This is a genomic window from Brachyspira sp. SAP_772 (assembly GCF_009755885.1).
Classification (GTDB): domain Bacteria; phylum Spirochaetota; class Brachyspiria; order Brachyspirales; family Brachyspiraceae; genus Brachyspira.
The window spans coordinates 1001710-1025291 of record NZ_VYIX01000002.1 but is presented as its reverse complement, the minus strand read 5'-3'; the positions used below and the strand labels follow the sequence as shown (position 1 = coordinate 1025291).

The 23582-nt window shown below is 27.4% G+C and carries 18 protein-coding genes; 9 read left to right on the top strand and 9 right to left on the bottom strand.

The window, feature by feature from the left end; genetic code table 11:
• Positions 1 to 343: 343 nt before the first annotated feature.
• The 4 genes from pbpC (at position 344) to GQX97_RS09705 (ending at position 5751) form a co-directional block, all read left to right on the top strand.
• Positions 344 to 2782 carry a penicillin-binding protein 1C gene (pbpC, locus tag GQX97_RS09720; protein WP_157151736.1) on the top strand — a complete coding sequence of 813 codons (2439 nt, stop codon included), beginning with the start codon at positions 344 to 346 and terminating at the stop codon, positions 2780 to 2782.
• A 72-nt stretch (positions 2783 to 2854) separates the two neighbouring features.
• On the top strand, positions 2855 to 3523 hold the full coding sequence (locus GQX97_RS09715; RefSeq protein ID WP_157151735.1) for a FecR domain-containing protein: 669 nt from the start codon (positions 2855 to 2857) through the stop codon (positions 3521 to 3523).
• A 109-nt stretch (positions 3524 to 3632) separates the two neighbouring features.
• A complete protein-coding gene (locus GQX97_RS09710) occupies positions 3633 to 4199 on the top strand; it encodes a TetR/AcrR family transcriptional regulator (protein WP_157151734.1) in 567 nt (188 codons plus the stop codon).
• Between the two features lie 4 nt (positions 4200 to 4203).
• Complete coding sequence (locus GQX97_RS09705) at positions 4204 to 5751, top strand: ComEC/Rec2 family competence protein (protein ID WP_157151733.1); 1548 nt, start codon at positions 4204 to 4206, stop codon at positions 5749 to 5751.
• Positions 5752 to 5811: 60 nt separating this feature from the next.
• Here the strand turns inward: GQX97_RS09705 and GQX97_RS09700 are convergent, their stop codons facing one another.
• Positions 5812 to 6168 (bottom strand): FMN-binding protein, encoded by a 357-nt coding sequence (locus GQX97_RS09700; RefSeq protein ID WP_157151732.1) that lies wholly within the window; start codon positions 6166 to 6168, stop codon positions 5812 to 5814.
• Between the two features lie 83 nt (positions 6169 to 6251).
• Entirely contained in the window at positions 6252 to 6647 is a 396-nt protein-coding gene (locus GQX97_RS09695) for a hypothetical protein (protein ID WP_157151731.1), read from the bottom strand.
• A gap of 138 nt (positions 6648 to 6785) precedes the next feature.
• Between GQX97_RS09695 and GQX97_RS09690 the strand changes: the two genes are divergently transcribed.
• On the top strand, positions 6786 to 8363 hold the full coding sequence (locus GQX97_RS09690; RefSeq protein WP_157151730.1) for a hypothetical protein: 1578 nt from the start codon (positions 6786 to 6788) through the stop codon (positions 8361 to 8363).
• Between the two features lie 495 nt (positions 8364 to 8858).
• Here the strand turns inward: GQX97_RS09690 and GQX97_RS09685 are convergent, their stop codons facing one another.
• Together GQX97_RS09685 and dcd are read right to left on the bottom strand one after the other, a co-directional pair.
• Complete coding sequence (locus GQX97_RS09685; protein ID WP_157151729.1) at positions 8859 to 9848, bottom strand: RluA family pseudouridine synthase; 990 nt, start codon at positions 9846 to 9848, stop codon at positions 8859 to 8861.
• Between the two features lie 19 nt (positions 9849 to 9867).
• A complete protein-coding gene (dcd, locus tag GQX97_RS09680) occupies positions 9868 to 10386 on the bottom strand; it encodes a dCTP deaminase (protein ID WP_013244920.1) in 519 nt (172 codons plus the stop codon).
• A gap of 98 nt (positions 10387 to 10484) precedes the next feature.
• Between dcd and GQX97_RS09675 the strand changes: the two genes are divergently transcribed.
• Both GQX97_RS09675 and flgG read left to right on the top strand, forming a co-directional pair.
• Positions 10485 to 11816: a glucose-6-phosphate isomerase gene (locus tag GQX97_RS09675; protein ID WP_157151728.1), complete on the top strand. Its 1332-nt coding sequence runs from the start codon at positions 10485 to 10487 to the stop codon at positions 11814 to 11816.
• A 135-nt stretch (positions 11817 to 11951) separates the two neighbouring features.
• A complete protein-coding gene (gene flgG, locus GQX97_RS09670; protein ID WP_157151727.1) occupies positions 11952 to 12746 on the top strand; it encodes a flagellar basal-body rod protein FlgG in 795 nt (264 codons plus the stop codon).
• Positions 12747 to 12793: 47 nt separating this feature from the next.
• Here flgG and GQX97_RS09665 read toward each other — a convergent pair whose 3' ends face one another.
• On the bottom strand, positions 12794 to 13351 hold the full coding sequence (locus GQX97_RS09665) for a lytic transglycosylase domain-containing protein (protein WP_157151726.1): 558 nt from the start codon (positions 13349 to 13351) through the stop codon (positions 12794 to 12796).
• Positions 13352 to 13570: 219 nt separating this feature from the next.
• On the opposite strand from GQX97_RS09665, the gene GQX97_RS09660 reads away from it, so the two are divergent.
• Positions 13571 to 15829: a tetratricopeptide repeat protein gene (locus GQX97_RS09660; RefSeq protein WP_157151725.1), complete on the top strand. Its 2259-nt coding sequence runs from the start codon at positions 13571 to 13573 to the stop codon at positions 15827 to 15829.
• Positions 15830 to 15838: 9 nt separating this feature from the next.
• Here GQX97_RS09660 and GQX97_RS09655 read toward each other — a convergent pair whose 3' ends face one another.
• The 3 genes from GQX97_RS09655 to GQX97_RS09645 form a co-directional block, all read right to left on the bottom strand.
• Complete coding sequence (locus GQX97_RS09655; protein ID WP_157151724.1) at positions 15839 to 18427, bottom strand: ABC transporter substrate-binding protein; 2589 nt, start codon at positions 18425 to 18427, stop codon at positions 15839 to 15841.
• A gap of 91 nt (positions 18428 to 18518) precedes the next feature.
• Entirely contained in the window at positions 18519 to 20033 is a 1515-nt protein-coding gene (gene tva(B) / locus GQX97_RS09650) for an ABC-F type ribosomal protection protein Tva(B) (RefSeq protein WP_014936356.1), read from the bottom strand.
• 175 nt (positions 20034 to 20208) lie between these two features.
• A complete protein-coding gene (locus GQX97_RS09645) occupies positions 20209 to 20715 on the bottom strand; it encodes a hypothetical protein (protein ID WP_014936357.1) in 507 nt (168 codons plus the stop codon).
• A gap of 145 nt (positions 20716 to 20860) precedes the next feature.
• On the opposite strand from GQX97_RS09645, the gene GQX97_RS09640 reads away from it, so the two are divergent.
• The gene (locus tag GQX97_RS09640) at positions 20861 to 22480 is read left to right on the top strand and encodes a CTP synthase (protein WP_157151723.1); all 1620 of its coding nucleotides are present in this window, start codon (positions 20861 to 20863) and stop codon (positions 22478 to 22480) included.
• Between the two features lie 250 nt (positions 22481 to 22730).
• Here GQX97_RS09640 and GQX97_RS09635 read toward each other — a convergent pair whose 3' ends face one another.
• Positions 22731 to 23567 carry a prephenate dehydrogenase gene (locus GQX97_RS09635; RefSeq protein ID WP_157151722.1) on the bottom strand — a complete coding sequence of 279 codons (837 nt, stop codon included), beginning with the start codon at positions 23565 to 23567 and terminating at the stop codon, positions 22731 to 22733.
• Positions 23568 to 23582 lie beyond the last annotated feature (15 nt).

Sequence of the window (23582 nt, the reverse complement as noted above, 5' to 3'; positions counted from 1 at the left end):
TGTTTGTGGGGACTAGCCCCCACACCCCCACTTCTTTTGCGACCGAAGGAAGTACCTTCGGTATTGACACAAAGAAGCAAAAAGACTGCATTTTTATAAAATCTACCTTTAGGTGTACGTTAAATTTTAGATGTTATATTATATTGAAAATATATTGTAAAATATAAAGTTGTAGTACTTGCACTTTTTGCAACTTTGACGAAGTCCGCAGAGCAAAGGCAGGAAAAAGTTGAATAAAACAAAAACTTATATATTAAAACATAATAATTTAAATATATAACAAAAAATTGACTATTGTTCATTTTATTGTAAAATAAAAATATAGGTTTATGGAAAACTGCTTATGGAAAAAATAATTAGAAGAATATCATTAGCTATAATATATATTTTATTAATTTCTGTTTTAGTATTGTCAGTAATATTTATTCCAAAGGGATATAATTTTTATAAGTATTGTAAGGATTATATAAATATACCATTTACAAAAGATGAATTAAAATTAGATGAAGAGAGAGTATTAAAAATATATGACAGAAACAATATTCTAATATCAACACTCTTTCCAAAGCATGGTGGTTTTTATAGTGAAGTAAAATATAGTGATATATCAACAAACCTCATAAATGCAGTTATAAGTGCGGAGGACAAAAACTTTTTTAAACATGATGGAATAGATTATAAAGCAATAATGAGAGCATTTTTAGCTAATTTAATAAACGGCAAAGTGGTATCAGGCGGAAGCACTATCACTCAGCAGCTAGCAAAAAGTATAATACCAAGAGAGAGAACATATATTAATAAATTATATGAAGCATTAGACGCTATAAGATTAGAAAGAAACCTATCAAAAGAAGAAATCATCACAGAATATTTAAACAGAGTTTTTTTAGGAAATAACTGTTATGGTGTGGGGGCTGCTTCTCAAGTTTATTTCAAAAAAGAGGCAAAAGATTTAAATGTCAATGAATCAGCAATACTAGCTTCAATTATAAAATCAGGAACAAAGTTTAACCCATACAAATATGAAGAGAGATTAAATGATAGAAGAATGTATGTTATAAATGAAATGAAAAATAACGGCTATATAGATGATGCAGAGTATCAAAAAAATATTGAAGAAAAAATTATCGTTTACAACAACAAAGAAGAATACACATTCAAAGCACCTCACTTTACAATGTATACAAAAGAATCATTAGCACAATTAAAATACAACAACATAACAGAAATAAAAACCACTTTAGACTATAAACTACAACAAGAAGCAATAACAGTAATAAGCAATGCAAGTCAATCGCTTCACACATTCAATGTAAGAAATATTTCATGTGTTATATTAAATGCCAAAACAGGTGAAATATTATCTATGATAGGCTCTATGGATTATTTTGATAAGGAAGTCGATGGAGCTGTTAATGGAGCTACTTCTTTAAGACAGGCTGGAAGCACTTTAAAACCTTTTTTGTATGGATATTTGTTTGATAAAGGAGAAACTCCTGCATCTATTATAGCTGATGTTAAAACTTATATAAACTCACCGGGAGGAGATTACATACCAGAAAACTTTAATCATAAATATCATGGCCCTGTTACCATAAGAGATGCACTTGCTAATTCTCTAAATATACCAGCTGTAAAATGGCTTGCAAGATACAGTATAAAAGACTTTCAAAATATTTTATTAAAATCTGGTTTAAGTTCTATAAATAAAAATCCAGATTATTATGGTTATTCTCTTGTGCTTGGAAGTGCTGAGGTGAGATTAGTTGATTTGGTTTCTGCATATACTATATTCCCAAATGAAGGTAAGTTTATAAATCATTACTCTATAAAATCATTAAAAAAAGAAAATGGCGAAATAATTAATATACCTAAAAAAAGCACAAGGCAGGTAATATCAAAAGAAAGTGCCTATCTTATAACAAGCATATTATCAGACAGAAATGCAAGAATGGGCTCTTTTAGAAGCTATAGAGGAATTGTTTATCCTTTTTCTGTAGCCATAAAAACAGGTACATCAAAAGGCTCAAGAGATGCTTGGGGAATTGGTTATACTAAAAACTATATAGTTGGTATTTGGCTTGGAGATTTTAAGGGGAGCGAAATGATAAATATTACAGGCGGAAACGGAGCTGTACCTATAATATATGATTTATTCACTATGCTTAATAAAAGTCAAAAAGAAACAATATGGAATAAACCAGCGAATATAGTAAACAGAGATATATGTTTAATAAGCGGCAAACTAAGAGGAGAGTTTTGTAAAGAGTATAGAAATGAAGAGTTTTCTAAAGAATATGTGCCGACAGAAGAATGCGATGTTCATAATTTATATATAAAAAATAATGAAGATGGAAGTATAAGCAAAAAAGTGTTTGTAAGCCTTCCTTCAGAATATAATGGCTGGATAAAAGAACAGCAAATAGAAACTCCAACAAGAGATTGGGTAAAAGTTAATAATACTTATAATTTAACCTATAGCAGAAGAGATACCTACTCACAAAATATTATGATAACTTCTCCAACAGATAACTCAGTATATAAAATAGATTCTACCCTTCCAAAAGAATATCAAAACATATTTATAAAAACTTATATACCAGAAAATATTGTCTCAGCAAATCTATATTGCGATGATAAAATTATAGCGAGCATTGAAGAATTAAAAAATGGAAATATTAGATGGCAATTAGAAGGCGGAGAGCATAGTTTTTATATAAAAGCAGTTAATAAAGACAATCAAAATTTAAACAGCATAAAAGTAAATATATTCGTACAATAAAAAAATATTATGTATATATAAAAATATTTCCGATAATATTTTATAGTAAAAATGTATTATGGAGTTTCACAGATGTGTAAAAAAATAATTGCTATAATATTTGTATGTGCTTTTGCTTTAAATGCACAATATAATGCTAATTATATGGAAATAGTATCTGTTCAAGGTGAAGTAAAAATTACATCAAAAGATATAATAGCTAAACCTGCTAATATTGGCGATTTATTATTTAGTAATGATAGACTAACTTTACAAGAAAATTCTTATCTAACTTATTATATACAAAATAATTCTTTATTTAAACTAAAACAAAACACTTCTCTAAATATAGATGAGTCATTAGATAGAAATAATAAAATAAAATTCACATTGTCTTCTGGAGAAATTATAGCAATTACAAAACTTGATTCTATTAATATAGTTACTCAAAATGCTAATATTTCTATGAGAGGTACTGTTATAATAGCTAATAATAATGGCACAACCACTGTTAAAGTATTATCTGGCTCTGCAACAGTTAATAATAACTTACAGCTTGGTGCATTTATGCAGGCTAATATATCAAGCGCAGAAGTAACTACAGAAAATGTAATTTTAGATGCAAATACTAAAAGTTATTTAAATGAAATAATTAATATGCCTTATGCTAATAATGTTACTCAAGTAAATTTCTATAGAAGTATAGTATCTTTACCTGATAATACAGTGCTTAATGTTAATCAATCTACTATAGAGAAATAAATTAAAAAATAAATAAAAATCTTCATAATATAAGCTATTCTCATATAACTTTTGACAAATAAAAAATATTATATATAATTATTAGTAGAAAGTTATATGAAGGATAGAAATGAATCCAAGAGAACAAATTGTTAATGCTGGAAAAGAGCTATTTAAAAAATACGGATTTAAAAAGACTTCTATGAGTGATATTGCTTTAATGGTTCATAAATCAAAAAGCAGTATCTATCATTATTTTAAAAGTAAAGAAGAAATTTTTTTTGCCATAGCTGAAAATGAAGCAGCAGATTTAAAAAGATCTATATACGAAGCAATAAAAAAAGAAGATACAGCCGAAGCTAAAATAAGAGCCTATATACTAACAAGACAAAAAGGATATATTAAATTAGCCAACCTTTATGAGGCACTTCATAGCGAAATATTTGAAGATTTTACTTTAATAGAACATATGAGGGCAAAATATCATAAAGAAGAATATGACACTATTAAAATGATATTAAGAAGAGGCGTAAAAAAGGGATTATTTAATATAGATTTAAGGCTTGCCACAGAATCCATATTAGCAATAATTAAAGGCTTTGAAATGGAGTGGGCAAAAAATAAAAATATAGAAAATAATGAAAAAGATTTAGACATGATAATTAATATTATCTTCTACGGAATAGTAAAAAGATGATATTATGATGAAAAGCGTATATCCTATTACTTATATACTTTATATCACAACGAGCTTTGCTTTAGGTATATCTATTGCATTGAAACTTAGCAGTAATTATTTTTTTAATATATCATTAATAATATCTTTTATTCTCATAGTAATATCAATAATACTTGCCATATATAATAAAAACAGTTTTTTTATTTTAATAATTTCAGTATTTTTCTTGGGATACAGTTATACAATTTCTAGGTATTATGATATATTTTCATCACCATTAAAAGAATTTAACAAAGAAATTAAAGCATACAGCTGTAAAATAATAGATTATGATGGAGTAGTTAATTTTAGAGATAGATATATTGCATATGTTGATAGAGTTTATGATGGGGAAAATTGGCACAAATATGCTGGAAAAATTAGACTATATCATAATTCAGCCAAACCAATATATATAAACGACATTATTACAGTTTACGCTAAAATCAGACTATATAAAAATATACTAACAAATAATCTTAATATAGTAAAAGCATTAGAAAATCAAATGCTTTATGGTGTAAGTAGTATTTATCCATATATTAATTTTACTGTGCAAAAAGAAAGTTTTTCAATATTGAACTCTCTAAACAAAATTGGTTTACATTTTAGAAACACAATAAAAAAGTCTTTAGGTGAACATATAGAGCCTATAAGCTATTCTGTTGCTCAATGCATCATTACAGGCGATAAACATATTATACCAGCATATATTAATCAATACTTCATAAACTCTGGAATATCTCATATACTTTCAATATCAGGTCTTCATATATCTATGATACTTTTTATATTATTTACAGCATTATCATTCTTGCCAATAAACTTTTATAATAAAATATTTATTGCTACAATCATCACTATAATAATATATCCAACAGTAAGTATATTCTCTGTTTCAATAGTGCGTTCAAGTATAATGGCTTTTTGTATATTAATATCCTATTATTTTGATAGAGACAGAAACAATGTAAACTCATTATTTTTAGCAGCATTAATAATATTACTCATAGACCCAAACTCTATAAGAGAGATAAGTTTTCAATTTTCATTCTTAGCAACATTGGGAATAATATTATACTACCCTATTTATAATTTCTTTATAATAACAAAAATAAAAAACTTAAAAATAAAGCCATTTCTAAAAAATATATTTATAACTTTATTAGGTTTTTTGGCAATCAATATAATATCTCTTATCTCTATATTGCCATTAAATATATATCATTTTGAAATTTTAAATCTTAACTCTATAATAGCAAATATATTCGCTGTACCATTATCTTTTATTATATTATCATCATCATTAATAACTATATTCACATATCAAATATTTAATACTATATCAATATACCCAGCAAAGACAACAGAGTTTGCTGCAAATGTTTTAATAGAATTATCTAGGAAAATTTCTGATTTTCAACATTTAAGATACAATTTTGAATTAAACATGTATATAGCAATACTTATAACTTTTATAATTATGTTAATAGGCTTATTTTTAAATATAAAAATAAATAAAAGAATATAAAAAAAGTGTATTCAATTATGAATACACTCTCTAATACAATTTTTCATATCCTATTTAAGATTATTTTGCTGGAGTTAATTTAGTTAAAGCATCTTCAATAAGAGCTGTCCAAGTAGCACCAGTAACACCATCAACATAAATATTGTTAGCAGCAATCATTTTATCATAAGCTGCTTTAGCTCTAGCAGGACCGCTTGAATGAGCACATTTAGTCATTACAACTTTAGTTAATTTACCACCTTGAACTGTTACTTTAGCTTGGTAGTCACCTTGTTTTGTTTTGTAAGTAGCTTTGTAGTTACCCAAATAAGTACCATCAGGTATTTTAGCTAAATCAATTTTAGCCTGAGCAAAAGCTATCATACCAAACAATAATGCAATTGAACCTACAAATGCAATCAATTTAGTAGACTTCATACTTTTCTCCTAATATGTATTTTTTATTATTATAATAAACTTATATTTAATTTAAATGTAAAATAAATATAAAAAAAATTACATTATTTTGTTATTTTTTTACCTTTTCTTAAGCTATCTAATAAATTATCATGTTCTACAGAAGCTATTATATTATAATATCTATTATCCACATAATTTGCATGCTCTATTTTTACATTATTAGATATAAAACTCTTCAAATCATCATAATATTTATAATTTTCTGGCAATTCTTTTGCAAAAGCATTCTCAATTTTTACTATAGAAAGAGATAAAGCAGCATTATAGGCACTATTTTTATTTTCTTCTGATGTGGCATTATTATCAGTATTTGGATAGCCTATTGAATTAATGCTAAATTTATTTTCATTAATCCAACCATTATTAAGACTCTCAGTTTTAGTGTTTACAGAGCTGCAAGAATAAATAAAAAGCAATATTATAATAAAATATCTCATAATAACCTCAAGTGTTTTATATAAAAATAATCGTAAAAATTCAATTTTTTTTAATAAGATAATTTTGTATATTATTAATTTTAGTTTATAATATTACCGAGTATATAAATAATTTTCTTTAAAGAATGGGATTTTACTATGAAAAAATACATAGCTATTTATTTTTTATTAATAAGCAATTTACTATTTTCTCAAATATACACATTACAAAACAATGAAACTCTAAAAAATGCACATATATTAAGCGATACAAACTATGCAATCGTTATAGAAAAGAACAACGCTAATAATATAACCTATGATATACTTTATAAAAACAGCAGATTAGAAGGATATAAAGATGCTGGTATAATAAAAGTTTTACCAAACACTACATTGGTTGCTACTATGCTTAAACCTTCTATTGGTAAAGATATGTGGGTTGTTATATACGGTAATAAAGAACAAGAATTCGACTCTATAGAAGCATCTGCCTTTGCTGGAAACAACTCTATAATATTTGCAAGACTTATGGATTATGGAATTGCTGTTATTAACGGAGAAGCAAAAACACAATACTCTGAATTATATGAATATGTTATAAATAATAATAATTATGCATTTTCTTATTCTAGAGACGGAGAATATTTTGTTAATATAAATGGCGAAGAAAAAGCTGTTTCAGGCAAAGCAGAAAAAATGAAATATGCTAATGACGAAAGAACTTTAATGTATGTTGTAAATAGTGAAGGAAGTGCTCTTATATATAATGGCAATAATGATACAGAAAGTTTTATATCTGTTGATGATTTAGCTTCATACAACTTACAAAATCAGGCATATGCTGTTAAATTAATGCCTCAAATAGACACTAATTTAACTACAAATGATAATATAAATAATATGATGTCTACAAATATTAATACAAACGATACTATTCTTACAAATATATCTACTGTTACAAATTATAATCTATCTAATATAAGTGTTTATACAAATGAAGAAGGAATAACTGTAAAAGGACAATCAAACACTATAGCATTGATGATGGTTACAAATGTTATTACAAACATAGTAGAAAACACATTGAATTTTACAGACACAAATAATAATCTTATTATTACAAATGAATTTATAAACACAAGCATTTTAATAAACAATAGAAATATAGGTGAGTTTAATCTAATTACAAATATGAGTTTTTCTCCAGATGGTCAAAGTTTGGTATTTATTAATATAGATACAAACGATATGATGCAATTATATGTTAGAGGAAATATGTTAGGAAGCTATGATAATATATATACCTATCAATATTCAAAGGACTCAAAAAACTTTGCATATGGAGTAAGCAGCAATAATATATCTTTTATAATTCTCAATAACAAAAGAATTAATGAGGATTATAATAAAATAAATGATATATATTTTTCTGACAACAATGAATTAGTATACAATGCCTCAAAAAATAACAGAGAATATATTATATCCGACAACTTTGAAAGCCCTTCATATAACTTTGTAACTTCATTTAAGTTTTATGGGGATTCTTTTGCTTTTACAGCAGACAGACTTGGAAGAAAGTATTATTTTATATGGAATAAAGAAACAGCTACAAGAAAAGAGTTAGGCGGCTATGATTATATATCAGAAATAGATATGTATAGTAGTGAAGCGATATCAATAGCCTCAGACGGCAAGAATGTATTTATAATAAAGAATGGTTTTATATACTAAAATAAATATATTTTGCAGTAGATTTTTTATTTTATTCAACTTTTTCCCACCTTCGTACCCATACCTAAAGGTACTTCCTACGGTCGCCCTGAAGGACTCCCTTCGGTCGCAGGCACTTCCTACGGTCGCGGTGCGGACTTCGTCAAAGGTGCAAATTTAATATCTTTATATAAAGGAAATATATAAATAATACCATATATTTTTAGCTATATTTCATAAAAATGCAGTTCTTTTGCTTCTTTTATACCAATACCGAGTAAGTACCTATCAGCAAAAGAAGTGTGGGCACGGGGGCTAGTCCCCGCAAATAATTAAAATAAAAAAATTAAAAATTTAAAGAATATATTAAAACAATAATTTTCTATCAACTTTTTCCCGCCGCAAAAAGTTTTTACCCTACGGGTACGCTTCGCGAAAGTGCAAGTATTTTAATGCTATATATTTTGGAATATTATAAAATAAAAAATTAATTTTTATCAAACTTAAATTTTTTCACTATATACTAGCAATAAAATCTTTTAAGTCTTTTGGTATTTTTGCTTTTACTTTTATACGCTCATTAGTGATTGGATGATTAAACTCCAACATATAAGAATGAAGTGCCTGCCTATAAAAAAATCCTTCAGGTATAATGCTTTTTTCTATAAAAGAATTAAAAACTTTAGGGCCATACTTGCCGTATATTTTATCTCCAACCATATAAAGATTTTTTGAATGAAGATGCACCCTTATTTGATGCATTCGTCCAGTATAGAGTCTTATTTTTAATATGGCATAATCGCCTATTCTTTTTACAGTTTTAAACTTTGTCTTTGAATATTTTGAGTCTTCAACATTCTCTTTATGAAGTATTTGATACCTTCTATAAAGTTTATCTCCTACCTCTTGCATATATCCTTCAACAGTAAAAGAATCTTCTATATCTTTAGCATTCTCCACTATAGCAATATAAGTTTTTTTTATATTATTATTTTTGTTTGCAAGCATAGCACAAAACTTTGAAGCCACCAAAGAACCGCGAGAAAGTATTACACATCCGCTTGTCTCTCTATCTATTCTATTAATCATATTCAAATGACAGCCTAATCTCTCTTGCATGATTGTGTGTAAAGTGTTGTAATAATATTTTCCAGAAGGAATCACAGGCAAATTAGCAGGCTTATTTACTATTATTAAATCGCCATCATCATAAATTATTTCTATATCTTTATTTACTTCAGGCTCTTTCATATCTTTAAAATAGTATGATATTTCATCACCTTTAGAAACACTTCGAGTATATTTTATTTTCTCACCATTTACTAATACAAGCCCCTCGCCTATCAAATCCTGCCACTTGTTTCTGGAATAATAAGAAAACCTATTTCCCATATATTTATCTAATCGCATAGATTCAATATCTTCTTCAATGCGGCACTTTCTTATAACAGCACCTTCATATAATTCTTTATTAGTAGAATGGAGTTTATTTTTGGATTTCTTCATAATTTGGATTTATTTATAATTATTTAAAATCTTTATAAAGCATGCTAGGCTGAACATCAGTATTGTTTTGATATTTGCTGCTTGCATACTCTTCATATTCACCGTCTATAGTGTGATAATAAAGTTGAGCAATCTCCACTTCAGGATATATTATTATAGGCTTAATGCAAAAAATCTCTAAAGTCCAATAACCTGCAAAACCAACATCTCCAAACCCAGCAGTAATATGTATAAATATTCCAAGCCTTCCTATGGATGACCTACCCTCTATCATAGGCACATATTTTTTTGTTTTTGTATATTCTAAAGTTCTTCCCAAATAAAGCTGATTAGGTTCTAACTGATATCCTGTTTCAGGTATAATGATTTCTTTAGTTTCATTAGGCTTTTTCATATCTAATACATTATCTTTATATACTAAAAGTTTATTATGAAGCCTTACATTATAACTATTTGAGTTTAATTGTTTCCTGTTAAAAGGTTCTATTATAATATTTTTATTTAAATTCTTTTCTATTTCAAGTCCAGACAAAATCATTTTATTTGTACCTTAATTTTTTATATTTATTTCTTTATTTTTCGGTATTATTATTGTATAATTTATGTATTATAAAACTATATCACGAGGTGTAAAAAATGCTATCTATAAATTATAAGAATGTATTAAATTTTTTGCAAGAATATGAATTAGAGTATTTAGCAAGTTCAGCACAATATGCTAATGAGCTTTTAGAAAATAAAAAAGGTGCTGGCAATGACTTTTTAGGTTGGGTTAATCTTCCAACTGAAGCTATGAAGATGGTAAAAGATATAGAAACTTTGGCAGCAGAAATAAGAGAGAATGCTGAAGTATTAGTATCTGTTGGTATTGGCGGATCTTATTTGGGTGCGAGAGCTGTTATAGAATCTTTCTTAAATCCTTTTACTACTGCTAAAAAAGGAAATACTCAAGTTGTATATGCTGGTCATAATATGAATGGTGAGTATTTCAAACATTTGTTGGATTATTTAAAAGACAAAGATTTTTATATTAATGTTATATCAAAAAGCGGAACTACTACTGAACCTGCTATAGCTTTTAGAGTATTAAAAGAATATGCTGAAAAAAGATACGGTAAAGAAGGAGCAGCAAAAAGAATAATAGCTACCACAGATAAGGCAAAAGGAGCATTAAAAACATTATCTACAGAAAATAAATACAGAACATTTGTAATACCTGATGATGTTGGAGGTAGATATTCTGTACTTACTCCTGTTGGTCTTATACCTATAGCAGCTGCTGGAATAGACATTAAAGAGTTTATAAAAGGTTTTGACTCTATGGCTAAGGCTACAAAAAAAGCAGATTACAAGAAAAATCCTTCTATGCTTTATGCTATGTTAAGAAACGCTCTTTATAGTAAAGGTTTCAATACAGAGATAATGGTAAATTACATCCCAAGAATGCATTATATATCTGAATGGTGGAAACAATTATATGGAGAAAGCGAAGGTAAAGATAAAAAAGGTATATTCCCTGCTTCTGTGGATTTCTCTACTGATTTGCACTCTTTAGGTCAATTTATACAAGATGGAAGAAGAGGTTTATTTGAAACTGTTATAAGAGTAGATGAAGAAGAAATAGATTTGAAAATAAAAAAAGAAGAATCTGACTTAGATGGACTTAACTACTTAAAAGGAAAATCTTTACATCAAATAAATAAATCTGCATTAGAAGCTACTGTTTTAGCCCATGTTGATGGAGGAGTTCCTAATATAATAGTAGATATAGACAAGATTACTCCATTTACTATTGGTGAACTTATGTATTTCTTTGAGAAGGCTTGCGGTATATCTGGACATATGCTTGGGGTTAATCCATTTGATCAGCCTGGTGTTGAGGCTTATAAGAAAAATATGTTTGCTATGCTTGGAAAAAAAGGCTATGAAAAGATGGGAAGAGAATTAAAAGCAAGATTAAATAAATAATTTTTTTATATAATAATAAATAAAGAGGCGTTGTAATTTGCAATAGCCTCTTTTTTATTACTACAAAAATTTATAAAGCGAATTTAGTATATACCGAAAATATAATATAACAAATTATAATGGAGTAAAATAAATATGTTACGTTCACTATGGACTGCTGCTAGCGGTATGAATGGTATGCAATTTAAAACAGATACTATAGCAAATAACCTTGCTAATGTAAACACCATTGGATATAAAAAAGTAAGAGCAGATTTTGAAGATTTAATATATCAAAACTTAAAAATACAGGGAACTCCTGCAACAGAAGACACTGTAACACCTGTTGGACTTCAAACTGGTTTAGGTGTAAAAAGTGCTGCTACACAAAAAATGTTTGATCAAGGTTCATTACAGGCTACAGGAAATAAATTAGATTTAGCATTAGAGGGAGAAGGATTCTTTCAAGTATTGATGCCTGATGGAAGCGTATCATACACAAGAGATGGTTCTTTTAAAGTGGATGCTAATGGTCAGCTTGTCACTTCTAATGGATATAAATTAGTGCCTGAAATTATTTTCCCAGAGAACTTCCTTCTAGAAAAAATTAGTATATCAAGAGAGGGGGTTGTTTCTGTTACAATAGGAGATGAAAACGAACCTGTTGAGCTTGGAAACATTACATTACATAGATTTATAAACCAAGCTGGACTACTATCTATAGGTGATAACTTATATAAAGAAACTATAGCAAGCGGACCTGCTTTTGAAGGCGAGGCTGGTTCTAAAGGTTTCCCTAGAATACATCAGGGCTTCGTTGAAATGTCTAATGTTAAAGTAGTAGATGAAATGGTAGATATGATAGTTGCACAGAGAGCTTATGAAATGAACTCTAAAGCTGTGCAAACTAGTGATAATTTATTAGCTACTGTTGTAAATTTAAAAAGATAATTTAATTAAATAATTATTAAAAAATAAAGAGAGTTTTTAATTAATTATTAAAAGCTCTCTTTTCTATATATATCACCATAAATATCTTCTTTACTTGCATAAAGCGATGTAAGCATATCATACTCTTCTTTAATGTCTTCAGAATAAGAAAGTCTTGTTTCATCATAATTACTTCCAGCATTATAATATCTAAGAGTCTGTATTATATTGCCGTCAAATCTATCTAAAAGTTTTGCTATAAATCTAGTGCCAAGTATAATATTTTCTCTATGATTATATCTATTAAGATTAGGATCAACATCTTCATTGGCTATAGGTGTAATTTGACAATACCCATAAGCATTTTTCTTAGATAATGCAGTTGGTATAAAATCGCTTTCTATTTTTATTAATGCTATCATAAGCAGCGGATCTATATCATAGCTTTGAGAAATATCAAAAATATCTTTAACAAACCAAAAATCTTGATTATAATGATTAGAAATGTCTTGTATTAAATTAACCCAATTACTTGTTACAAAAGAATAATTATTAATGTTGAAACTATGTGTCTCTAAATTCGCAGCACACAGTATTATACTAAAAATAATTACAATTCTTTTCATAATTTCACCCCCAATAAAATTAAAGTTTTTTTCGCTCCTTTAACTATTTAAAAAATAGTAGCTGTAAATCTAAAAGTCATAAAATTATATACTATTTTTCATATAAATCAATAGTTTATTAGATATTTTATACATATAAAAAAATATTTTTAGTTGACATAATATACATATATATTGTAATATATAATATATCATTTTATACATTTTGAGGTTTTATGTATGCAAAACTATATGGATAATATTTTAAATCATATATCCTATAATATTAAAAATGAAGATTATGAAGGAACTTTAGAAGCATTAGACAATATTCTAAAAAAAGTACCAAAAAATTATAGAGCCAATTTATACAAAGGACAAGTATGTGTTGAAATAAAAAAATTTGATGATGCTATAAAATATTTCGAGGAAGCTAAAAGAGTAGATATTAACACATTTAAATCATACAATTTACTTGGCATAAGCTATCATGCAATAAAAAACTATGACAAAGCTATAGAGTGCTTTTATGAAACATTAAAAATAATGCCAAAATCTTATACTGCATACAATTTACTCGGCATAAGTTATTACAAAAAAAATCAACATGAAAAAGCAATAGAATGTTTTAATAAAGCAATAGAAATTAATCCAAAATATGATAAAGCCTATAACAATTTAGCATTATATCATTATAGAAGTAAAAATTATGAAGCAGCAATAAACTTTTTTGAAAACTCAAAGAGCATGGATGAAATGACTTTTAAAGCCTATGATATGCTTGGAATGTGTTATTATAATATTGACAATTATGATAAAGCAATAGAATGTTTGAATAGATATTTGCAAAGCAACAGCCGCTCATACAAAATATCAAATACATTAGGAGCAATATATTCCTACTTAAAAGATTATGATAAAGCAATAGAATATTTTAATAAGGCAATAGAAATTAATCCTAAATATGCTAATGCCTACAATAACCTCGCATTAATATTTTTTAACAAAAAAAACTTTGATAAAGCAGCATTATATTTTGATAAAGCAAGAAAGTTTGATTTAGATTCTTTTACAGATTATTATAAATTGGCAGTTAGTTATTATTCAAAAAAATATTATTATGAAGCAATAGAACATTTTAATAAAGTAATAGAAAGAAATCCTAATCCATATAAGGCTTATAATTTTATAGGGCTTTGCTACTCATCAAATGAAGAATACGATAAATCTATAGAATATTTTAAAAAGGCTATAGAAACAAATGATATGTATTATAAGGCTTACAATAATTTAGCTAATGCATATTTAAATTTAAAAGATTATGATGAAGCTATAAAATATTTTAAATCTTCTATAGAAATTAATGATACTGATGAGGCTTATTATGGAATAGCCATTTGTTATTATAATAAAGGTGAAAAAGAAACTGCGGCATATTATCTAAATAAAAATATTGATAACATAAATGAAAATTACATAGATATGCTTTTTAATATTTATATAGATTTAGAAGATTATGATAAAGCATTTGTATGCGTTAGAAAAAATAATAAATATTATGATAAGCTTATAAATATTTTGTATGATAAAAAAGAGTATTCAAAAATAATAGCTTTGTTTGAAGAAAATAATGAAATTAATAAAAATAATGCAGTTAATGATAATGAGATTATAGCTAATTCATATTTCTATACTAAAAACTATGATAAAGCTATAGAATATTATAAAAAACTTTTAGAAACAAACAAAGATAATTTTATTTATTATAATAATATTGCCATTTTGTTTTTCTTAAAAAATGACTACACTTCTATTGTAGAAACTTATTTAAAATATTTAGAGAATAATAGTTTAGCTAGTTATAATATATTTTTACTTTCATATAGCTTACTTGCAAACAAAAAAATTAGCTATAATGATTTTTTAAAGCTAACAGATAAATGTTTAGAGAAAAGTATCACATATACAAATTATACAAAAACAATATATCAAACTCTTAAATATGATACCAACACTTTAAAAACCATATTTGAAAACAGAATACAATTTTGTGATTCTAACACTATATTAAAAGACGACTTTACAGAAAATCATTTAAGAGCATTAAAACCTATATTAGAAAAGACAAATATAATTTCATTTCATAAAAGTATAGATGATATTAATAATTGGAATACTGATACTATATGCGTAGAGTATGAATTATTAGACTCTAATGTATACATTATTGATAAAAATGATAATGCTAATGCATATGGCAAAAAGGCTAAATTTTTATCATCTAATGAAAATATAGAATATGGCAATTTACTTTCTATTTTTTATAAAGATAGTGATAAAATAATATCATATAAAAAAGAGTTACAATTAAAAGTAAAAGCAGTATATTTATCATATAGTTTTGATGATTCTGATATAAACCTTATGAAATGCATACTAAAAAATGAAAACATAAAACTATACAAAATGAATAATGATAATTCATATAATGAGATTTAAAAATATTTATTATTGTAATATAAAATTTCTTGTTTCTATATAAGGCGTTTCATCAGCAATATAAGATTCTATCACAAAAATATAATTTCCTTTTGGAAGAGTCGCTAATTCCTCTTTTGTTATAGTTAGCTTAAACACATCATTTTCTAAAACAGCATTATATTCTCTTTCGCCTCCATTTTGTAATTGAAGGAGCAATTTTACTTTAGTATTAGGGTCTGGCATCTCTAAAGCATTATTAGGATAATTGTATGATGAAACATAAATATATATATTCATATCACTATTTCTATTTACTATTGCAGGCATTTCAATGTCTTCTATTCTGCTCATTTTTGTTGATAATTTTTCTATCCAATATTCTGCAGTATATCCATAATCTTTAAATGCAGTTAATTCTATATAATTAGCCTTTGAATCTATTCTTGAAATAAAGAAAGGTCCGTTTGATATATAAGCGTGCCCGTATTTATCTATAAAGTCAATAGCAGCCTGATATCTTTTAACCGCCTCTTCTTTTGTGATAAAATCTTCTATTCCCGCAGGTATATATTCTCTGTCTCTCATCTCAATTAATTTTTCTTTTATGTCAGAAACGCAAGTAGGATTTTTTACATCTATAGCAGTCAATGATTGATCCTGTGAAATAGTATAAACATTACCAGATTTAGAGCCTTCAAGAACTATTTTCATTATAGCCTCATTTATCTCAAAAGGAATAACAGTGTTTCTATTAGGGTTGCCTATTTTAGGACCAACTGCTGCAATAGCAATTTGCCTATTCATATCCATTGGCCAGTAATAGTTTCCATAAAGAGTAAAACTTCCATCTTCATTTATTACACTTCCAACTGCATTATCCATAGCCGAAGTATATCTTCCAGCCATAGCAGAATCATAATACTTATCATTTTCATTTGTCTTTGTTATTATGTTTGCAATAAATACACTTCCATACATCAAATCAACTAAAGAAGAATCTATGCCATGATGCCATTTAAAATATCTAGGCTTAAAATCACATTTTACATAAGCAGTAAGATTATCAGCTTTTTTATAAATTATCTCCCCATTTTCAACTTTTGTAGTTAAACCCTCTTCCCATTTTTGAGTATAAGGGTTATACATTTTAGCATTATTAGGAACTTTTACAGTGCCTACAGGTATACCATTATCACCCGCTCTAACACCTATCTCTAAACTATTAGTATCAGCGTCCCCAAGTATAAACTCTGTTTTAGCTGTAGAAGGCGATTCAAATGTAGCACCAGCATCAGAGCAAGGACCTATCATTATAGCAGAATATGCATCAGAAAATCCGCCTACTCCAACAGGGTCCCAAGGGCTTATAAACAATGAACCCTGAGCAGAATGCTGAAGAACTCTTAATACTTTTTCACCGTTTCTATTTGGCTTTATGTCGGCACTTCTTATAGACCAATCATTAACACCATCGCCAACACCGTAAAGCATTCTTCTGTTAAATCTTTCTTTGTTTGCTACAAAAAACTGTGTTTGAGAGTTTAAATATATTCGCACAGCATCTTCAAGCCCAATCTCTTGCAAACGCATATTACCATTCCAATATTCATCAGCAGTTAAAAACCAGCCGTTTGAATTTTTATCGCTTATTTTAGAAGCTTCTTTGTTGTCATAATTCCAAAACTCTGCAATGTTTCCGCCTGGCATATAGTTTCCTTCTCTTACATACATTTGCCTAAGCGTAACGTCCCACCAAGCTCTTGTCGCCCCTGCTCCCCAAGCTTCTGTTATAATATTCCATTCATAATCTTTTGGGTTTGAACCATACACAACTTGGGTGGATTTGTTTCTGTCGTATAATAATTTTTCTACTTTTATGCCTGTTTTTTCTATTAAATCAGATATTGCATTGCCTGCAGGAAGTCTTCCTGTAGGGTCATCAACTCTTATAACAAATTTAATAGTTACTACTTCACCATTATATTTCCACCAGCCATTTTCTTTTTTTAGCTTTCCTCTATTTTCTGGAAGATTAGCAGCTTTTTCCATAGCTTTATTTATATCATTAATAGCTTTCTCTTCATTGCCGTTTGCTGTCATACCCATTTTTGAAGGAATGAGATTATATCTATAAGTGCCTGGCTGACCTGGTGTTGCCTGAGTAAATGAAGGCTCCCCTGCCCCTCTTAAAATTTCATCAACAAGCTTTTTTCTGTCTATCAAAAAATTCATTGCAAATCTTACTTCTTTTATAGCTAAAGGATTAAAATGAGTTTTGCCGTCTCTTGTAGTAACTGTGTATGGTGCTTTATTTGGAACAGGATTAAAAAGCAAAGACCAAGAACCAGAAGGCACAGCATAAGTATCAAGTTTCTCCAAATCACTTTCACTTAATGATAAATATGTGCTTCCATCTATTCCGCTAGCCATTAAATCAGCACGTCCATCTGCCACATCTTTAATAGCTATTGTCATATCGGTTCTCACTTCATATATTATCTTATCTATTAATGCCCCGCCTCTATCTATCTCGCTTATTTCTTCTTGATTATTATTAGAACATGAAATTAATATAGTGAATATTATTAAAAAAAAGAATTTATTATTATATTTCATTTTAATCCCCAATTAGATGCAATAATACAACTTAACATAATATATAACATAAGAAATAAATGTCAACAAAATATAATAGCTATGACACATTTTATTTATTTTCTATATTAATAATAGTATAATCATTAGTTTTATTTAATATCCATTTTGTATCAACTATTCTCTTTAAAAAATTTTTATTATGACTTACTATAAGCAAAGCACAATTAAAAGAAATTAAAGCCTCTTCTAAACGCTCTATAGAATCTATATCAAGATGATTAGTAGGCTCATCTAATATTATAATATATGGATTTTTTATAACTGCCATACCAAGCATTATTTTACGCATTTCTCCAGGGCTATGATTTAATGAATTAATAACAGATTTAGCATTGCTTCCAAGTCTGTTTACAAAGCTCATTAAAAAGCCCAATGATTCATGATTTAATGCTTTTATATTATTAAAAGTGTCATTCCAATCGTCTCTGTCTATATCTTGAGGTATATATACTATTTTCTCTTTACTTATAGAATTATCATACATTGTTTCTAGTATATAATTTAATAAAGTAGTTTTGCCTGCACCGTTTACTCCTTCAATACCTACTCTGCTGTCTTTCTTTATTATAAGTTCAGGATTTTTAAAAACTATATTATTTATTTTTGTTTCTCCAGCTTCAAGATAAAATAAAAACTTCCCTTTATATTTTTCTCCTATAAACTCCATATTCATAACTTCTCTCTTTTTTATATATATAGCCTCTTTTTCTACTATACTTTTATTATATAAACTTTTTGCCTGCTTAGCTTTTGCAGCAAGTTTTGCATCTTTTCCTGTAAGTCTTGCAGCATCAACTTTTGCTTTAGCATCATGGTCTTTTTTATCTATATGTCTTTTACTTCCAAATTTGCTTTTTTTAGCATCTGACTCATTTTGAAGTTTTTTATATCTATTTTCTAATATTTTAGATTTTTTCTTACTTTCTTCATATAAACTGAAATTATACTTTTCCTCATCTCTTTCATAGCCTCTGCATTGCGTATAATTGCCTATTCTTATTTTGCACTCCCCATTCCTTATAAATATGCATTTAGAAACTAATTCATCAAGAAAATCAATATCATGACTAATAATTATAACAATACAATCAAGCCTTTTTATAACATTAATAAGTATATCTTTACATTCATTATCAATATGATTAGTAGGTTCATCTAATACTAATATATCAGGATTAGAATATAATGCAGAAGCTATTTGAAGCCTTTTTCTCTCTCCAAAACTAAGAGTATCAAACCTATATAAATAACTATAATCTATTTTAAATATTGATGTTAAATATCCTGAATATGAACTGTTATCATAAAACAAACTTTCAGCATTATTGGGCAAATCAACACACTCTTGATTACAGTAAGCACTTATAATATTTTTATTTGAATATTCTATACTTCCAAAATTAGGCTTTAATATACCTGTTATAAGTTTAGCAAGCGTAGTTTTACCACATCCGTTTTCGCCTACTATTGCAGTGCAGGTATTATCTATATGAAAAGAAACATCATTTAATATATTATCAGAACTATCATAAGAAAAAGAAACTTTATTGAATTTCACAAACATATATTAACCCCTCATAAAAAATAATTAATTTAAACAAAAAAATGTTTTTTATTTTTGGTTAATATATTTATCACATAGTTATATTATATTTACACTATAAAAAATGTCAATAAAAAAGGCATACAGATAAAAAATCCATATGCCTAATTTTATATTTTATTATGTTTATTTATATTTATTTGCCTTTATGCCAATATATAGACTTTATATAAAGCGATGAAAGATTAGTTAAATCCTTATCATCTTCTGCCTGTGTTGACAATATATAATAAATATCATCTACTCTCCATAAGGTAAACTTTTCATTATTTGAAGTGGTATTATATTCTACAACAATGTTCTTTTCTTCTTCTGTAAAATTTTTTCCGCTATTAATATAATCACCATAAAATGAAAGTAAATTATTAGTATTTTTTGAAGCTCTGTAAGTATAATTATTATTCATATAGTCAAAATTAACTTCGGCAACATCTTTATTAGCTATAAAATATTTAGCATTTTGCCCATGTTCCGGAGGAGTTACTGTAATACCTATGCCTAAAGGAATAAAAGAGTTTGGAGAATCCACTTGAACATAATCAGCAACAACTTCTGCAACAGTATTATCTTCTTCTTTCTTGTTTGAAGCTGTACAAGAAGCTAAAAACAAAACTGTAACTAAACTAATAAACAATCTCATCATAACTAACACCTCTTAAAAATAATTATTTTTTATTTTTAATATATAACAAAAAATATTAAAATTAATAAAAAATTTACCTTGATTTTATGTTTTTTTAATGATATTGTTTATCATCAAAATTATTAAAGGAATAACAGAGGAAACTATGGATACTAAATACATATTTGTAACAGGCGGAGTTGTATCTGGACTTGGTAAAGGTATAACAGCTGCTTCACTTGGAAGACTATTAAAGGCTCGCGGTTTAAGTGTAACTATACAAAAATTAGACCCTTATATCAATCTTGACCCGGGTACTATGAGTCCTTTTCAGCATGGTGAAGTTTTTGTTACTGATGACGGAGCTGAAACAGATTTGGATATTGGGCATTATGAAAGATTTATTGATGAAAATTTAAATAAATACAGCAATGTTACTACTGGTAAAATATATCAGCATGTTATAAATATGGAAAGAGAAGGTAAATACCTTGGAGAAACTGTTCAGGTTATACCTCATATTACAAATGAAATAAAAAGAAGAATATACAGAGAAAATGATACTAAAAAAACTGATATAGTAATCACAGAAATAGGCGGAACTATTGGAGATATAGAATCATTGCCGTATATTGAAGCTATAAGACAAGTAAAAACAGAATTAGGACAGGATAATGTTTTATATATACATGTTACGTTAATACCTTTTATAAGTTCATCTGAAGAGATAAAAACAAAACCAACTCAGCATAGTGTAAAAGAACTTATGCAAAGCGGTATTATACCTGATATATTAGTATGCAGAACAAATAAACATTTAGAAGAATCTCATAAATCTAAAATAGCATTATTCTGTAACTTACCAAAACAAAATGTATTTGAAAACTTTGATGAACCTAATATATATTCTGTACCATTAATGCTTGAGGCTCAGGGGATTTCTGATGTGGTATGTAAGCATTTCAAATTAGAAACAGCTAAAATAGACTTATCTAATTGGACAGAATTGGTAGCTAAACAAAAAAACATAGCTATACAAAATGAAAGAGTTAGTATTGCTATAGTTGGAAAATATATATCTATGAAAGATGCTTATATATCATTAATAGAGGCATTAAATCATGGAGGAATATATAATGACATTAATGTTGATATAAAATGGATAAATGCTGAAGAGTTAGAAGATAAAGAAGATATATCTGCATATTTTAAAGATGTTAGCGGTCTTATTATACCGGGAGGATTTGGAGAGAGAGGAATAGAGGGAAAGATAAAAGCTATTAAATATGCTAGAGAAAACAAAATTCCTTATTTGGGAATATGTTTGGGTATGCAGCTTATGAGTATAGAGTTTGCAAGAAATGTGTTGAAACTTGAAGATGCAAACACAATAGAGATAAATGAAAATTGTAAAAACCCAATAATTACCATGATGGAAGAGCAAAAGAAAATTATGCTTAAAGGCGGCACTATGAGGCTTGGTGCTTTTGAGTGTATTATAAAAGAGGGTTCTTTAGCTCATAAACTTTATAACTCAACAACAATAAGTGAAAGACATAGACATAGATATGAGTTTAACAATAAATATATAGGTGAAATGGAAAAAGCAGGATTTATAATTACAGGAAAAACAAAAGATGCTGATTTGGTTGAAATATCAGAGATAAAAGACCATCCATTTATGATAGGAGTTCAGTTTCACCCAGAATTAAAATCAAGAATAACAAACCCTCATCCTATATTTGTTGGGTTTATAGAGGCTGCTAAAAAATTCAAAAATAAGTGATTTTTGATTTGAATTGTAAATACTAAAAAAATTCAAGTTTTTTTTGTGGTGGCTTTGCCCCCACGCCCCCAGTTCTTTTTGTGGCCAAAAGAACCAAAAAGACTGCATTTTTAGATTAAAATATGGGTTATTATTTTATAATTTTATATATATTCCAATATATAGAGTAAAAATGTTTGCACTTTTTGCTGCGGGAAAAAGTTGAATAAAAATAAAAACATAAATTATAGTTGTTTAGTTACATAAAAAATCACTTGCTTTTAAAATTGTTCCATTCCTCTTTTATGCTATTAGAGCTTAACATTAATTCTCTAAGTTTTTCTCTGTCATTATTCTGTAATGCATTTTGAAAATCTTCTAGCCTTTTTATATACTCTCCCAAAGATAAAGATAAATAATGAGAGTTTCTTGCAAAAAGTTCACTCCACATATTGGCATCTATTGTTCCTACCCTTGTGTGATCGCCTAAACTATTTCCTTCAAAACCAAGTGAAGCTAAAAAATCTTTGTGATTAACTATAGAACAAGCTATTATATGCATAAGCTGACTAGTAAAAGCTATCATTTTATCATGTTCTTTTTCTGTTGATACAATTACATTTTTACAGCCTATATTTAAAGCTAAATCTTCTATTTTTTTTATGTCTTCTTTACTTGCATTATCATTAGCGATTATTATGGCATTAGAGTTTTTAAATAATGATTCACTTGAGTTATTATATCCTCCCTTTTCTTTACCGGCCATAGTGTGAAGCGATACATATTTTTTGTTTTTTACAGCATTAAATATATCAGTCTTAACTCCGCAAAAATCTGACAGTATCTTATCATCTGTTATAAATGAAGAATATTTGTTTATAATATCCAAAGCTATAGAAGGCAAAGTGCATATCATAATTATATTAGACCACGAAAACATCTCTTCTATATTTGAATAATCATAACTTCCTTTTTGTATATATTTATCTTCCAAAGCGTTGTCTATAGCTTCTTTATTAGTATCCAAAGCCCATATATTATAACCATTTAAAGCCTTAACTAAAGAACCTCCCATTAAACCCAAACCAATAACTGCAATATTAATCATAAACAAATCTCCAAA

Bases quoted from the DNA above. Each gene is read 5' to 3' on its own strand.
- GQX97_RS09655 (WP_157151724.1), bottom strand. From the start codon at position 18,427: ATGAAATATAATAATAAATTCTTTTTTTTAATAATATTCACTATATTA.
- GQX97_RS09715 (WP_157151735.1), top strand. From the start codon at position 2,855: ATGTGTAAAAAAATAATTGCTATAATATTTGTATGTGCTTTTGCTTTA.
- GQX97_RS09660 (WP_157151725.1), top strand. From the start codon at position 13,571: ATGCAAAACTATATGGATAATATTTTAAATCATATATCCTATAATATT.
- GQX97_RS09705 (WP_157151733.1), top strand. From the start codon at position 4,204: ATGATGAAAAGCGTATATCCTATTACTTATATACTTTATATCACAACG.
- GQX97_RS09700 (WP_157151732.1), bottom strand. From the start codon at position 6,168: ATGAAGTCTACTAAATTGATTGCATTTGTAGGTTCAATTGCATTATTG.
- GQX97_RS09635 (WP_157151722.1), bottom strand. From the start codon at position 23,567: ATGATTAATATTGCAGTTATTGGTTTGGGTTTAATGGGAGGTTCTTTA.
- pbpC (WP_157151736.1), top strand. From the start codon at position 344: ATGGAAAAAATAATTAGAAGAATATCATTAGCTATAATATATATTTTA.
- dcd (WP_013244920.1), bottom strand. From the start codon at position 10,386: ATGATTTTGTCTGGACTTGAAATAGAAAAGAATTTAAATAAAAATATT.
- GQX97_RS09710 (WP_157151734.1), top strand. From the start codon at position 3,633: ATGAATCCAAGAGAACAAATTGTTAATGCTGGAAAAGAGCTATTTAAA.
- GQX97_RS09665 (WP_157151726.1), bottom strand. From the start codon at position 13,351: ATGAAAAGAATTGTAATTATTTTTAGTATAATACTGTGTGCTGCGAAT.
- GQX97_RS09675 (WP_157151728.1), top strand. From the start codon at position 10,485: ATGCTATCTATAAATTATAAGAATGTATTAAATTTTTTGCAAGAATAT.
- GQX97_RS09685 (WP_157151729.1), bottom strand. From the start codon at position 9,848: ATGAAGAAATCCAAAAATAAACTCCATTCTACTAATAAAGAATTATAT.
- GQX97_RS09640 (WP_157151723.1), top strand. From the start codon at position 20,861: ATGGATACTAAATACATATTTGTAACAGGCGGAGTTGTATCTGGACTT.
- flgG (WP_157151727.1), top strand. From the start codon at position 11,952: ATGTTACGTTCACTATGGACTGCTGCTAGCGGTATGAATGGTATGCAA.
- GQX97_RS09695 (WP_157151731.1), bottom strand. From the start codon at position 6,647: ATGAGATATTTTATTATAATATTGCTTTTTATTTATTCTTGCAGCTCT.
- GQX97_RS09690 (WP_157151730.1), top strand. From the start codon at position 6,786: ATGAAAAAATACATAGCTATTTATTTTTTATTAATAAGCAATTTACTA.
- GQX97_RS09645 (WP_014936357.1), bottom strand. From the start codon at position 20,715: ATGATGAGATTGTTTATTAGTTTAGTTACAGTTTTGTTTTTAGCTTCT.